Here is a 15112-nt window from a genome sequence, read left to right on the forward strand (position 1 = left end):
CTTCCTCAATCTATGCACGACCGACATGCGAAAGGAGCGTCTCCCATGAATATCGGTTCGACGCTGTACCGCAAAGCGATGACGGCCGTCGCGGCCAACCGCGCGGTCAAGCGGCTGACGCTTCGGTACGGACGCAAGCTGGCCCGCCGCTTCGTCGCGAGCGACCATCTGCAAGGCGCGCTGCGCGAGGTGGCGGCGCTCAATCGCCAGGGCATATCGGCTACGATGGACGCGCTCGGCGAAGGCATCGGCAGTCTGGAAGAGGCGCGCGCCTACAGGGACGAATACTTGAAGCTGCTCGACGCGATCGCCGATTCCGGCGTCCGCGCCAACGTCTCGCTGAAGCCGACGCAGATGGGACTCGCCCTTGACGCCGAAGCCTGCATCGCACATATTCGCGAGATCGCCGTCCGGGCGAGGCAGTACGGCAATTTCGTGCGGATCGATATGGAAGATTCCCCCTATACGCAGGCGACGATCGACATGACCGTCCGGCTGCACCGGGCGGGACTGACCAACGTGGGCACCGTGCTGCAGGCGTATCTGAAGCGGACCGTGGGGGATGCGCGGGACTTGATCGAAGCCGGCGTGCCGTTAAGGCTCGTTAAAGGGGCTTACCGCGAGCCGGCCGCCATCGCTTTTGAGCGGAAGGCCGACGTTCTCGCAAGCTTCAGAAGCATCGTGAAGCTGCACTTGGACCGCGGCGCGTACACGGCGATCGCGTCGCACGACGACGCGATCGTCGGCTGGACCAAGCAGTATGCGCGGCAGAACGGAATCGCGAAGGATCGGTTCGAGTTTCAGATGCTGTACGGACTCCGGATGTCCGAACAGGCGCGCCTCGCCAAGGAGGGCTATCGCGTGCGCTGCTACGTGCCCTACGGCACGATGTGGTACCCTTACTACACGCGCCGTCTGGCGGAGAAGCCGGGCAATTTGTGGCTGGTCGCGAAGCATCTGCTGCGGTGAATGGGGACTGCTGCGGGCGGGGCGACGGCAATGGGCGTTCGGACGTTCGGGCGTTCGGACATTCAGGCGTTCGGACGTTCAGGCGTTCGGACGTCCGTTCGGGGGGGCGTTCGGGGCTTGCGAAACGCCCTCAGCCCTCTCTGTAAGCGGTCGGCGTGCGGCCGGTACGCTGCTTGAACATCGACGCGAAGTATTTCTGATTCGGCAGTCCGCACATGGACGCGACATCGCGGATTTTGAGCGTGGTCTTACGAAGCAGGAATTTGGCTCTCGCGATCCGCAGATCCGTGACATAGTCGGACAGATTCACGCCCGTCTCCCGCTTGAAAACGTCGGACAAATACTTCGGATGCAAATAAACTTCGCCGGCGAGATACCTCAGCGAGACGTCCCGTTCGAGCGACTGCGCGATCAGCGCCTTGACGTGCCGGATAAGCAGGCGCTCCCTGCCGGCGTCGTCTCCTTCGGCAGGCTCGCGCAGACTCGGGCGATCGCCGGGCTCGCCGTCCGCCGACAGCCGGATCAACTCGCCCCCCCTCCTCAGCCTCAGCTCGACGGCGGTCGGCCCTCCCGTCAGTCGGAGCCGCAGGAAGACCAGCTCGTCCAGAATGATTTTGGCTGCCGCGCCTTCCGAGCAGAATTCGACTTCGCATCCGCTCAGATCGTCCCAATAAGCGAGCCCGAACGGCATCGGCGGCGCATGGCCGATCTCGAAGGTCATGACGATGCGGTCTGCCGTCTTTTCATAGCCGCGTACGAACACCTGCGGTCCCCGGGCATCGAACGTATCGTCGTGCATGCCGGTCCTGCCCACGTAGCTGCGCAGGCGGCGAGGTGCGCATTCTCCGTCCGCGAATGCCAGCTGGCAGTCCTTGTCGTAGTATAGAAACGTTTTCGGCCACGGTCCCGCCGCCGTCCCGCCCAGCGTCACTGTATATTCGTTTGTCTGCGGCCGTCCGCCGGCATCTCTCGCGAGCATGTAAGAAGGCGCAGTCTCGGCGTTGGCTCCGCCGTACATCCCGATCGCGCGAGGCACGGTCGTCAGCGTGACGGAGCAGCTCGCGACGTAAGCGAAAAAGAGATCCAGCATGCCAGCGCACGCCTCGACATGCTCGGCAGGAAATACGGCGAACCGTTCGGTAAACTCCATTTCGTGCGCCTCCTGCTGCTGCAGGAAAAACACCTGATCGTTGTGCGCCGTATTTTCCAGATAGACGTCGAACAGGCGCTTCCAATATTCCACGTTCCCGCCGTCGCAGAGGCCCGCCCGCAGCACGTCGTTCGGATCCGTCGAATAAATAACCGGACAGCCCGAGTGGAAGGTTGCGTTCAGATCGCGGACCGTCCATTCGCAGGCGACGATCCTCCCCTTGCCGGGGTGCGGCGCCTTGTAGCGAGCGGGATCGACATACCATGAGCCCCACGGAATGCCGTTGTGCGTAATGCCGTCCCACCATACCTGCTCCCAGCAATAACCCCACATGCCGCTGAAATCCAGCTCCTCGAGCGCTTCAATCACTTCGTTATAAATCTTGCCGCGCGCCGCGACCTTGGTGCGGACCCAGGGGAACGCCTCGCGCACGATACGCCAGTCTTCCTCCAGCCGCCGCTTGAACGCTTCCTTGTCGGCCCCCGCATCCTCGATAAAAAACGGCGTTTGCAAAATGACATCGTCCCCGAATTCGGCGTGCCAGGCGGCGATCCGCTCCCGAAGGACCGGCACGGACCGGCCATTGACGATCCAGGTGACCGGGATGCCGTGCTTGTGCGCCAGCGCGGCCGTCCGGTCGATGCCATCTACGGCGACCCCATGACCCCAAGGCGTATCGTAGTGCGCGGCGTAGCTGACGAATGTGTAAATCAGGTTTTGCGGTTTCACATGCGTTTCCTCCTTGCGGCGAATGATGTTTTTTCCCTCAACGGACGGACAGAGCGTCCCGGGATTCGGGCGCTCTGCCGCTTCATGCCTTTCGCGTCTAAGCGGGACGCGGCTTACTTTTTTGTTTTCCGCACGCCAGGCGTCGATTTGCTTTTGCAGCTCGGCCTGGACCTTCTCGATGCCTGCGCTCTTCAGCTTGGCGTTGCGTTCGTCGAGCAGCTTTTCCGGATTTTTGACGGCGCCGGTAAAGATCGACTGATACTCGGTAACGACGGCGGTCATTTGCGTGATCTCGTTTTTCACGTTCGTCTCGTCGAAGACGAAACCCATGAGCGGGAAGCGCTTCGCTTCGTTGTTGAACTTCTCCCAGCTCGTATACAGATCGTCGGGCTGGCCGGGCTTCAGGTAGTTCAGCAGTTGGTTGCCGACGACCCACGACGTGCCGGGGTTGTAGCCGCTGTCGGCGATCGGCTCGATGCGGTTGTCGCCGACCTTTTTTATAGTGCTTGTCTTCGATGCCGTTGACGAACAGATTGATGACGTACGGATCGGTGTGCAGGTCGTTGAGCACCATCATCGCGCGGTCCGGATCCTTGGACGTGCGGGAGATCGCGAACATCGAGCCTGCGGCCAGATCCGTCGTGACGATCGGCTCTTCGACGACGTGGGACACGTAGTCGTACTTGCTGTCGGTGCCGAGCTTCATCTCGATGTCGGCGCCCGGCTTCCAGGTCGCGGCCTGCACCCAGATCTTGCCTTCCTTTTGCAGGTCGTTGACGGTCGTCGTGCTCGTCGCCGCGTCGGCGTTGATATAACCCTTTTCGTAAAAGCTGCGGAACAGGCCGACCTCCTGCTTGTTGATGTCCACGATCTCGGGATCGAGCACCGACTTGACCTTCATCTCGTCGGACGATTTGTAGTCGAGCAGGAACATCGGCGTCTTCGCCGGCGCCGGGCCGATCGGCCGGTAGTTGCCGCGCGTCTCGTACATCATGAAGCCGCCGCCGAAGTTGCCGGAGCCGCCGGATACATAATAAGGAATGATGCCGGGCTCGCCGGCCTTGACCTTCGCCATCCAGGGCTCGAGGTCCGCCATCGTATTGATGCTGTCGATCGGAATCTGGTACTTGTCGACGATGTCCTTACGGTAGGTGAGCGCCTTGCCCTGCGTGATCTCCTTGTTCGTCGGAATCGCGTACAGCTTGCCTTTAAGGCGCGGCGCCTCGAGATAGAGCGGGTTCAGCCGGTCCTTGATGCCCTGTCCGTACTTCGCGAGCAAATCGTCCAGCTCGATGAAGGCGCCCTTGGAAACGTTGCCGAAGAAATTCAGCCAGGAAGCCGTGAAGACGAGGTCCATCTTTTCCCCGGTATTCATCATCAGCTCGGTGCGGTTCTTGTAGTCGCTCGAGGCGATCGGCTGCAGCTTGACCGTCGCGTTGATCTTTTCCTTGAAATACGCGTTCAGCTTCGCCTCGACGAGCGCGTCGTCCGGCTGCGGCTTGCCGAAGTATACGATCGACACCTCGTAAGGCGCGAGCTCGCTCGGCGCTGCGCTCTCGGACGGAGACGCGCTCGCCGAAGCGGATGCGCTGCTCGTCGCGGCGGAGCTTGCCGGAGGCGAGGAAGCCTCTTTGTCGTTGCCGCTGCCGCCGGCGCAAGCCTGCAGCATCGAGGCGAAGGCGAAGACGAGCGCCAATGCCGGAACGTGCTTTTTCGTTTTTTTCATGCTCATTGCGCGTAACCCTCCTGATATTTAATACAGATTATATAGATCGGCCTGGATTCGGCATAGCGAGCTTGCCTGCGGCCGGGACTACCGATAGGGATGCTGCGGACATCGGATCAGCCTTTGACGGCGCCGATCGTAAGCCCTTTCACGAAGTATTTTTGAAAAAAGGGATACACGAGCAGGATCGGACCCATGCCGACGACCGCCATCGCCATTTGCAGCGACTCGTTCGGAAGATCTCGCATCAGCTCCGGATTTTGCGCCGCCAGCTGCACGTTTTCCCGCAAATACTGGATGTCGTTGAGCACGCGGATCATGAGGAACTGTACGGGGTACTTGTCTTCCGCCCGGATGAACAGCAGCGCGTTGAACCAGTCGTTCCAGAACAGGATCGTGCTGAACAGCGCCATCGTCGCCATGACCGGGAGCGAGAGCGGCAGAACGATCCGGATGAAGATCCGCAGCTCCCCCCGCGCCGTCGATTCTGGCCGACTCGATGAGGGCGGGATGAATCGTCGTCTGGAAAAAGGTTCGCATGATGATGACGTTAAACGGGACGATGAGCAGCGGAAGCATAAGCGACAGATAGTTGTCCAGCAGCCCGAGTCCCTGCGTGAACACGATGTACTTGCTCACGATGCCGCCGCTGAACAGCATCGTGAAAAACAAAAAAGAAGGTGAAAAACGGACGCAGCGGATAGTCCTGGCGGGAGATTGGGTAGGCGTACAGCGCCATCAGCAGCACGCTGAGCAAGGTGCCTGCGGCTGTGATGCCGACGCTGACGCCGTAAGCGCGCAAGATCGTGCCGTAATCCTTGAACAGGCTCTCATAGGCGATGAGCGACCACTTGGCGGGGAAAAAGCTGTAGCCCCGGCTCAGCAAGGAATCGTTGTGCGTGAACGAAACGACGATGACCAGGACGACGGGCAGCACGCAGGCCAGCGCCAAGACGATGAAGCCGCCGTTCAGTGCGAAGTTGGTGAGCGGCGAGATCGTATTCTCGCGGCGGCTCGCGGTTTTCAGCATAGCTAAAGTTCACCTCGGAATTTTTACTAGAAGAGGGCTTGATCCTTGTCGATCTTGCGTACCGACGCGTTGGTCAGCAGCACGAGCGCGAAGCCGAGCACGGATTGGACGAGCGCCGCCGCGGACGACATGCCGATGTCGTTAAGCTCCTTCAGCGCGCGATAGACGTAGGTATCGACCGTGTCGGTGACCGGGTAGAGCGGCCCCGAATTCATCGGCACCTGGTAGAAAAGGCCGAAGTCGGAGTTGAACACATGGCCCATGTTCAGGATCGTGATAATGATGATGACCGGCCGGATCGTGGGCAGCGTGATGTGGAAAATCTGCCGCCACTTCGACGCGCCGTCGATAACGGCGGCCTCGTAATACTCGGGATCGATGCCCGCGATGGCCGCGATGTAGATGACGGCGCCGATGCCGACGCCTTTCCAGGCGCTGACGATCGTCAGGATGTAGGGCCAGTACGCCGTCTCCGAGTACCAGAAGACGCGCTCCATGCCCAGCCATTCGACGACCGTGTGGTTGAGCAGGCCTTTCTCCGGATTGAGGAATCCGTATACGAGATAGCTCACGACGACCATAGAGAGGAAGTACGGCATGATCAGGAAGGTCTGATAGGTTTTCGCCAACAAGCGGCTGCGGATCTCGTTGATCGCGACGGCGATCGCCACGGACAGCAGCAGGTTAACGATCATGAAGACGAGGCTGTACGACACCGTATTGCGCGCGATCCGCCAGATCGAGCCCGAGGTGAACAGGAACTCGAAGTTGTCTATGCCGACCCACGGGCTTTTCCAGATGCCGTCGATATAGTTGATGTTCTTGAAGGCGATGAACACGCCGAACATCGGCAGGTAATTGTTCAGGACGAGCACCGCCAGGGCGGGCACCATCATCAAGGTCAGATACCTGTACTTCCAAAAGAGCTTCCATCGTGCGTGCAACGGCGTCACATCCTTTCTGTGACTTCAGTATAGAATGGGGGGGCCGCGGCGGGCGATGATGTATTCCTGTCAGAGTGTGATGTAAAATGAGGTGCCTGTCGGGGAGCGGATCAGCGAAAATACAGACTGGCGGTTGGGGGGCGGGCGCGCTGTGGGTGCGCGTTCGTTGTTTCTGGATGGGACTTGTTTAGCGAGGTTTGGGGCGGGCGCGCGCTCGTTGTTCCTGGATGGGACTTGTTGGTGAAGTTGGGGGGCGGGCGCGCGCTTGTTGTTCCTGGATGGGACTTGTTTGGTGAAGTCAGGTGTGGGCGCGCGCTCGTTGTTTCTGGATGGGACTTGTTTGGCGAGGTTGGGGGCGGGCGCGCGCTTGTTGTTCCTGGATGGGACTTGTTTAGCGAGGTTGGGGACGGGCGCGCGCTTGTTGTTCCCGGATGGGACTTGTTTAGCGAGGTTGGGGGCGGGCGCGCGCTCGTTGTTCCTGGATGGGACTTGTTTAGCGAAGTTGGGAGCGGGCGCGCGCTTGTTGTTCCCGGATGGGACTTGTTTGGCGAGGTTGGGGGGCGGGCGCGCGCTTGTTGTTCCTGGATGGGACTTGTTTGGTTGGTCCGGTAAAGGAGGACGCGCCACGATGAATAGGTCCGCTGTTGAACTTCTTTCTTTGGCGGAACGTCCGATGGCGTCCTCCGCTCCCGCTAATCGTTCCCGGCCCGCGCCGGAATCGTGACGACCGCACGCAGTCCGTTCCCCTCGGGACGCTCGTAGCTCAGTCCGTAGGCTTCGCCGAAGTGAAGCCGCACGCGCTCGTGCACATTCCGGATGCCGTAGCCCTTGTCACGCTCCTCGCCGCTCAGGATACGGTCCAGCCGCTCCATGTCCACCGGCAGGAAGCCGTTATCCTCCACCTCCAGCCGGATGTCGTCTCCGACCCTCCGCGCGCGGATGACGATCAGTCCCTCGCCGTCCATGCTGCTCACGCTGTGAAAGATCGCGTTTTCCACGAGCGGCTGAAGAATGACCTTGGGCGACATGAAGGACATCGCTCCTTCATCCACCTCCCAGCGCGCCTCGAACGTGTCCGGATACCGCTTCATCTGCAGCCGGCAGTAGGCCTGCGCATGCTCGAGCTCCTCGCCGATCGGGATCTCCGTCTTGCCCTTGCTGAGGCCGATCCGCAGCAGCTTGGACAAATCCTTGACCATGTCGCCGACGCCGGAATTGCCGCTGTCGAGCGCGTACCAGTAGATCGAGTCCAGCGTGTTGTACAGCAAATGGGGCGTAATTTGCGAATGAAGCGCGGCGAGCTCGTTTTCCCGCTGCTGAATCTTGATGACGTAGTTTTCCTCGATCGAGCGGTCCAGCCGGTCCGTCATCTTCAGGAAGGCGCCGTAAAGAATGCCGAACTCGTCGCCGCGCAGCAAGCCTTCGTCGGCCTCCAGCCGCTTGCCCGGCTCGTAGATCCGCGTGATCTTCGTCAGACGGACGAGCGGACGCACGACGATCCGCAGCAAATAAAGGACGAAGGCGAACACGCACAGCAGGTAAATCGCCGAGGCGGCCATGATGATCCATTGAAAGGCGGTCCGCCTGTCGGCGACGGCCCCCAGCGGGATCTGGTAGACCAACCGGGTGCCGAACGCGGAGCGTCTGGAAAAAGCGTAAAGCAGCTCCTCGCCGCCGCGCTTGTCATAAAAGTAGCCTTCCGTCTCGCCCCTCAGCCGATCGGGCATCCCTCTCATATCGAGCGGCTCTTCTCCGACCCGGATGAGCTGCTCGCCCGAATCGTTGAACAGATAGATGCCCGCATCGTCCGCCAGTCCGACCGAGACGAGATCGCGCTTAAGCAGCGCCTCCAGCTTCGACACGACCAGGAAACCGAGCGTGTCGTCGTACGCTTTCGGATTCAGTACGGCGCGGACGAGGCTGACGGTAGGCGCGCCGCCGTCCGTCGACAACGGGAGCAGCGTCGCCCCGCCCTTCTCCTTCAGCGCGCGTGCGGCCCAATCCGGCAGCGCGGCCGTATCCCAGGTTATATACTTGAAGCCGCGGGTTTTGTTGGACAGGTCGAACGGCGCGCTTTTCCCCTCCTTGTTCGTCATATAAAGGGAATATTCCGTGCCGTCGGACGACCATCGTTCCAGGACGGCGTCCGCTTCCCGCATTTGGCCCAGCGTCTCGATGTTGGTCCAGAACCGGTATTGCCCGTCGTCGCTGAAAAAGTGGGTATCCAGCAAGGTGACGGTTTTGTCGCTGACGGCGGACAGCGTCTTCTCCAGCGTGACGTGGTTTTGATTGACGAGCTGAAGCGTCGTAAGACCGACCTCGCCGCGCATCGAGTCGGACGCCTTGTAAGCGGAGATCCAGCCGACGACGAGGAAGGGACAGACGATGAACAGCGCAAAAGCGATCGCGACTTTATATTTGAGCTTCAGCCGTCGCTCCCCTGCCTTTCCTTGCGGTACTCCGCCGGACTTGATCCCGCGTACCGCTTGAACATCCGCCCGAAGTGCTCAGGCGATTCGTAGCCCACCGCATACGCGATCTCGTAGCGCTTTTTATCCGTCGTCTCGAGCATGCGCTTCGCTTCTTCGATTCGGAGCTCGGTGACGAAGTCCCACAGATTTTTCCCCGTCTCCCGCTTGAACAAGTAACTCAGATAAGCCGTGCTGAAATGGACCTCGCTCGCGATATCCTGAATCTTGAGCGCCGGATCGCGATAGCGTTCCCGGACGAAGCCGGCGATGCGCGCGAGAATGGAGCGGTCCCGTTCTTGCGTCAACTGCCCGAGCATCGCGGATATCTCTGGGATGTAGCCGGCGAGCGCCGTCAGCTTGCCTGCCGCGTCCAAGCCGCGGAAGTAAGCGTCCGGATCGAACCGCTGAAGCGAAATCCCGTTCGCCCGGCCTTGCTCGAGCAGCAAGCCGTAAAGCCGGTACGCCAGCATGCCGAAGTAGCTGTTGAACATCTCCGCTTCGTCCTGAAGTCCGACGAGCGCCTGCAGCAGCGCCGCCCCGGTTCCAGTCGGTCCGTTCTCTCCTCCGCCTGCCTTAAGCGACTGGGCAAAGGCATCCACCTGCGCGATCCAGGCGGCGATGCCGAGATTTTCCCGCGCCTTGCGGTCCTCGAAGTAGAACACGCGCTGTCCGGGATTCATATGCCGCCATTCCGCGGCGGCGTTCGCTTCGTCCATGAGCTTCGGCAGCATGAACACGTCCGCGTGAAGCGAGCTGATGCCTACCGTCGTCTCGACGTTCAAGTAGCTTTTCAGATTCATATGAATCATCTGTCCGATCAGGTGAAGCTGCGACGCGATGCCCGCGCCTCCCTCCTGCGGCTTCGGTTCGCCTATCCGAAGAATGGCGACGATCTCGTTGCCGTATCCGCTTAGCGAGAGTCCGCGCCATTCGCCCAGGCTTTCGTTCAATATATTGATGGAGGCATACTTGAGCAGCTTGCGACCTTGCAGCGCGATCTCTCTGTCGCTGAACCCCCCCGCGGCTGAGATCCGGCCGGATCGAGACGACGCCGAACAGGCCCGCCGCCTCCTGCCCGCCAAGCAGTGCGGCCAATGCTTCGCCGTCCTTTGCTGGCAAATCGCCTTCGGTGACGAGCGCCGCGAGCAGCTCGCTCAAACCCGGCTGGCCCGCCTTCCCTGCGCCACCGCGCTGCGTCTCGGTCATTGCCAGCGACCGGCGGCCGATTGCCTCGTTCTCGCGCAGCACGCTGCCGACGACCCGAAGCAGGTCGTCGCGCTCGACCGGCTTGACGAGATAGTCCCGCGCGCCGAGCCGCAGCGATTTTTTGGCGAAGTCGAACTTCTCGTGCGCCGAGATGACGATGACCGGCAGATGAGGCTGCTCCATGTAGATCGTCTCCATCAGCTCGATGCCGCTCATGCGGCTCATCTGAATATCCGTCAGGATCAGGTCGAACGTCTCCATCCGCAAGTAATCGATCGCTTCGAAGCCGTTCAGCGCCGTCTCCACATGCGCGATGTTCAGCTCCGAGCCGAGCAGGAAATTTTTGATGCCCGTGCTCACTCTCGGCTCGTCGTCGACGACCAGTATTTTGTGCATGTCCGCAGCCTCCTCGCTGTCCGCGCCGTCTCGTCCGCATCGGACGATACTCCCGTCAGGTCTAGCCTAAGCCAGGACGCGGCGGCTGTCGATGATCTTTTTCTCGAAAGTCGTGACGTAAAATCATGCGCGAATAAATCACAAGCGGGCGAGATTACATCCTCGTGCGCGTCGCGCGCCATGATTACGATAGCTTTGTAAGCGATTGCACAATAAGAATGGAGGCCTCGTTAATGATCAGCTTGAAGTGGAACAAAGGTAAGGGCAGAAAATCGTTTGCCGGCTTGCTGAGCCTGGCGCTCCTGCTCGGACTGCTCGCGCCCCTCGGCGCCGCCTCGGCAGCCATCGCGCCGCTGCCGGGTCCGGGCAATCCGCTGCTGTACGACGATTTCGGCGGTGGCGGGCTGTACAAGCAGAACTGGACGAACTGGTACAACCAGAGCGGCGGCACCGGCGCTTTTTCCAAGGTCACGGTCGATTCGCGGCAAGTCGGCAAGTTCGCGCAGACGCCGAGCACCGGCGCCTCCTGGGCGAAGTTCCAGCCGATGAACGAGTCCGTCGACCTGACGGGCTACCGCTATCTGAACGTCACGATGAAAAATCCGGGCTACGCCGACTCGCTCATCCGGGTGGCGGTCAACGACGGGACGGCCAACTACAATCTGACGGGCGGATGGGTCTCCGTCCCGACGGATTGGACGACGCGACGATACGATCTCGACACGCTCGCGCCCGCGCTCAAGAAAAAGACGGCCAAGCTGGAGATCTGGCTGCGCCAGTCGGGCGGCGCCTACGGCGAGACGCTCATCGACGAGATCTTCGCCTCTACGGACGAGAGCGGCGCCGCCCCGACGCTGACCGGCAGCATGAGCGCCAACTCGGCGACCTATACGCAAAACACCGCGTTCACCTTCCTCGCGACGTATACGGACGCCGATAATGAAAAGCCGTTCGCCATGCAGCTCGTCGTCGACGATACCGCCTACGACATGCTCGAGTCCGACAGCGGCGATACGACCTATACAGACGGCAAAGACTATTATTTCATCACGAAGCTTCCCGCAGGATCGCATTCGCACTTTTTCCGCGCAGGCGACCTGACCTCGGACGAGGTTCGCACGCCCGTGCAGGCGGCGCCGGTCGTCGCGGCATCGAGCGAAGCGCTTGACGTGGTCGTCAGCCAGGCCGGCTACAATGCCGGCGGGTTCAAAGACGCCCAGGTCGTGTCGACGAGCCCGCTGTCCGATCTGTCCTATCAGGTAAAGGACGGCGGCGGAACCGTGGCGGCCTCCGGCACGATGGCGTACAAGGGCTTTTACTGGAACCGGCACGTGTATGCGATCGACTTTTCCGCGGTTTCCGCCGCAGGCGAAGGCTATACGATCGTCACGAACGGCATCGCTTCCTATCCGTTCCCGATCAAAGCCAACGTCTGGGGCGACTACAAGGACGAGATGACGGCATTCTACCGGCTGCTGAGAGCGGGCGTAGCGACGGAGGACGCATATCCGGCGGGCTATAGCACCGTCGCGCCTTCGGCCAAGCTGTATCATGAAGCCGGTCATCTGGACGACGCCGCGTCGATCGACGGCTCGACGCATTACGATCTGACGGGCGGCTGGTACGACGCGGGCGACTACGGCAAGTACGCCGGCAACCAATGGGTTGCCGCCGAGATCGCGCTCGCGTACGTCCGCCATGCGGACGCCCTTGCCGTCAAATACGACAACGACGCGAACGGCATCCCCGATCTCGTCGACGAAGCGGTCTTCGGCAGCGAATACCTGATCAAATGGGCCGATCAATTCGGCGGCGAGCTGTACGACATCAAAAATAACGCCTCCTTCGTGCATCCCGAGAAATCGACGGACAACGTCGGCGGCAACGCCGACGACCGCCGGATCAGCGGGCTCGGCGTCGGCGGCTCCGCCAAAGCGGCAGGCGCGCTGGCGGCGACGGCGCGCGCGATCCAAACGGCGATCGCGCAAGGCGACGTCGACGCCGCGAAGATTGCGACGCTTGAAGATTTTGCCGACGATTGCCTGGCAGCCGCGATCGTATTCTACGACTATGTCGTCGCCCACCCGGACGGCGTCGTCGGCTCCTACTCGACGCGCGGCGGCATCCCGAATTCGAAGCTGCTCGCGGACGTGGAGCTCTACCTGCTGACCGGCGATGCCGACTACAAGGACGCGGCGACGGCCAACATCGGCACGCTGACGTTCGCCGATCTGTCGTCCACCAACTATTGGGATATGCGGCCGATGTCGCTTGCGGAGTTCTATCCCGTTGCCGATGCCGCAACGAAAACGCATATCCAGCAACTGCTGAAGCAGCAGGTCGACTTCTTTTTGTCATCGGCGGACGATACGCCGTACGGCGTGCTGAACCAGTTCAAAAACTTCGGCGTCAACGAACCGCATGCCTCCTACCTTGGCGACATGATGCGCTACTACGAGCTGTTCGGCGATCCTGCCGCGCTGCGCGCCGTAGAGAAAGGTCTTTACTGGATCTTCGGCGAAAACCCGTGGAACATCAGCTGGGTGTCCGGCATCGGCGCCGACTTCGTCACCTATCCGCATACCCGTTACGACGAAGGGGCGAACGGCAACGCGAACAATCCCGGCATCGTCTTCCCCGGCGCGATGGTGAGCGGTCCCAATATGAAAGACACGAAAGACAAAACCAGCGTCAGCCCGTGGTACGAGGATCGTTCGCTCTACGCGGACGATACGAACCAATGGCGCTACAACGAGTTCAGCATCAGCATCCAGGCGGGACTGCTGTACACGATCATGAGCCTCGGCTCGGACCCGGCGGCCAGCTCCGCCGGTGCCGCGTCGCCGCAGCGGCTGCCGACGCTATCGCCCGTCATCGGCGATTACGTGCGCGGCAATGTCACCGTGCTCGCGGGTCCCGCGACCGGATTAAGCGACCTGTCCTTCTCGACGTCCGGCCAAAGCGGACCGTACGTCCCGATGTCCGTCTCGGGCGCCGTGTATGCGGCTTCGATCGACGAGAGCGCTTCGGCGCCCTACGCCAACAAGCGGGTCGACGTTAGAGGCAAGGACGCCGCGGGCAATTATACGTACAGCTCGACGCATTACACGGTCGCGGCGCCGCTGCCCGATCCTTCGCACCCGCTTCTGTACGACGATTTCGGGGGCGGGGGGGCTATGGGGCTCGACCGGCGGCAACAACGAGTGGGTGAATTGGTATACGCAGAACGGCGGCACGGCGACTTTCGCCAGGACGACCGCCGACGGGCGCACGGCCGGCCTGTTCACGCAGACGCCGACGGCGACCAACTCGTACGCCAAGTTCCAGCCGTGGCACGACTTCGTCGACCTGTCCGGTTATCGCTTTTTGAACTTCACGGTAAAAAATCCCGGCTACGCGAATCTGCGCATGAAAATAGAGCTGAACGACGGCACGCGCACTTATAACCTGACGGGCGGCTGGGCGGCTGTGCCGACGTCCTGGACCGACCTTCAGATCAATCTCGATGCCCTGTCTCCCGCCGTAAACAAGAAGAAAACGACGATGGCGATCTGGCTGAACCAGACGGCCGTCGGCTACGGCGAGCTGCTCGTGGACGAGATCAAGGCGACCAACGTCGCGAGCGGCTCCGCGCCGACGCTGACTGCGGGCGGCGTAAACCATGCATCCGGCGACACGGATACGGACTATACGTTCAGCGTGACTTATACGGACGCGGACAACGAGAAGCCGTTCGCGATGGAGCTCGTCCTGGACGGCGTCGTGCATGCGATGACGGCGGTCGATGCCGGCGATACGACGTATACGGACGGCAAAGCGTACGCGTATACGACCAAGCTTCCGCCCGGCGTTCATTCGTACTATTTTCATACGACGGATACGACGAGAGACGCGGTGAGCAGCGCGATCCAGTCTGGTCCCGCCGTCAGCGGCTCGCTGCTGGCCGACGACTTCGAAGACGGCAACGCGGACGGCTGGACGCCGACGAGCGGCGCCTGGTCGGTGCAAGCCGGCCGGTACGCCGGCCAGGCGGGCAGCGGCAACAGCTTCTCCGTGGCGGGCGATTCGGCCTGGACCGACTATACGCTCCAGGCCGACGTCAGCGTGACGAACAATACCGGCGGCAACAAGGACGCGGGACTCCTGTTCCGCTATGTCGACAGCGATAATTACTACATGCTGTACGTCAAAAACAACGATCGCACCGGTCGCAAACTGGAGCTTGTGAAGTCGGTCGGCGGCGTAAAAACGACGCTCGGGTACGCGAATCCGAGCGTGGCCGCGGATACGTTCTATATCTACAAGATCGTGGCGGACGGATCGAGCCTTTCGGTCTACCAGAACGGCGTGCCCCAGTTCGCGGTCGCGGACGGCGCGCTCTCGTCCGGCCGAATCGGAGCGCGGGTGTACGCGAACACCAAAGCCTATTTCGACAATGTCACCGTTACGCGATAACGAACTGAAGCAAGGAGCCGGCAGTTCGCCGGCTCC

At 61.3% G+C, this 15112-nt stretch carries 9 protein-coding genes and 2 pseudogenes; 3 read left to right on the forward strand and 8 right to left on the reverse strand.

The features are described 5' to 3' along the window. Positions 1-45 precede the first annotated feature (45 nt). Complete coding sequence (locus OMP40_RS01830) at positions 46-969, forward strand: proline dehydrogenase family protein (protein WP_277528683.1); 924 nt, start codon at positions 46-48, stop codon at positions 967-969. Between the two features lie 130 nt (positions 970-1099). Here OMP40_RS01830 and OMP40_RS01835 read toward each other — a convergent pair whose 3' ends face one another. The 8 genes and pseudogenes from OMP40_RS01835 to OMP40_RS41065 all read right to left on the reverse strand — a co-directional run. Then, positions 1100-3178 carry a DUF3502 domain-containing protein gene (locus OMP40_RS01835; protein WP_338130991.1) on the reverse strand — a complete coding sequence of 693 codons (2079 nt, stop codon included), beginning with the start codon at positions 3176-3178 and terminating at the stop codon, positions 1100-1102. A gap of 259 nt (positions 3179-3437) precedes the next feature. Continuing rightward, positions 3438-4580 (reverse strand): annotated as a pseudogene (locus OMP40_RS01840) (ABC transporter substrate-binding protein); the annotation flags it as partial. Positions 4581-4690: 110 nt separating this feature from the next. Beyond that, positions 4691-4996, reverse strand: a complete 306-nt coding sequence (locus OMP40_RS01845; RefSeq protein ID WP_277528684.1) for an ABC transporter permease family protein — start codon at positions 4994-4996, stop codon at positions 4691-4693. Between the two features lie 128 nt (positions 4997-5124). Next, on the reverse strand, positions 5125-5604 hold the full coding sequence (locus tag OMP40_RS01850) for an ABC transporter permease family protein (protein ID WP_277528686.1): 480 nt from the start codon (positions 5602-5604) through the stop codon (positions 5125-5127). A 26-nt stretch (positions 5605-5630) separates the two neighbouring features. Beyond that, complete coding sequence (locus OMP40_RS01855) at positions 5631-6557, reverse strand: ABC transporter permease (RefSeq protein ID WP_420871871.1); 927 nt, start codon at positions 6555-6557, stop codon at positions 5631-5633. Between the two features lie 683 nt (positions 6558-7240). Then, positions 7241-8878, reverse strand: coding sequence for a sensor histidine kinase (locus tag OMP40_RS01860; protein ID WP_277528688.1), 1638 nt, complete (start codon positions 8876-8878; stop codon positions 7241-7243). Between the two features lie 95 nt (positions 8879-8973). Next, a complete protein-coding gene (locus OMP40_RS01865; protein ID WP_277528690.1) occupies positions 8974-9969 on the reverse strand; it encodes a helix-turn-helix domain-containing protein in 996 nt (331 codons plus the stop codon). 367 nt (positions 9970-10336) lie between these two features. Beyond that, positions 10337-10621, reverse strand: a pseudogene (locus OMP40_RS41065) (response regulator); the annotation flags it as partial. A 233-nt stretch (positions 10622-10854) separates the two neighbouring features. Between OMP40_RS41065 and OMP40_RS01875 the strand changes: the two are divergent. Then, positions 10855-14067, forward strand: a complete 3213-nt coding sequence (locus OMP40_RS01875) for a glycoside hydrolase family 9 protein (protein ID WP_277528694.1) — start codon at positions 10855-10857, stop codon at positions 14065-14067. Then, on the forward strand, positions 14030-15076 hold the full coding sequence (locus OMP40_RS01880; RefSeq protein WP_277528696.1) for a family 16 glycoside hydrolase: 1047 nt from the start codon (positions 14030-14032) through the stop codon (positions 15074-15076). Before OMP40_RS01875 ends, OMP40_RS01880 begins: the two co-directional genes overlap by 38 nt. Positions 15077-15112: the final 36 nt, after the last annotated feature.

The sequence above is a fragment of the Cohnella rhizosphaerae genome (assembly GCF_029525575.1).
GTDB classification, from domain to species: domain Bacteria; phylum Bacillota; class Bacilli; order Paenibacillales; family Paenibacillaceae; genus Cohnella; species Cohnella rhizosphaerae.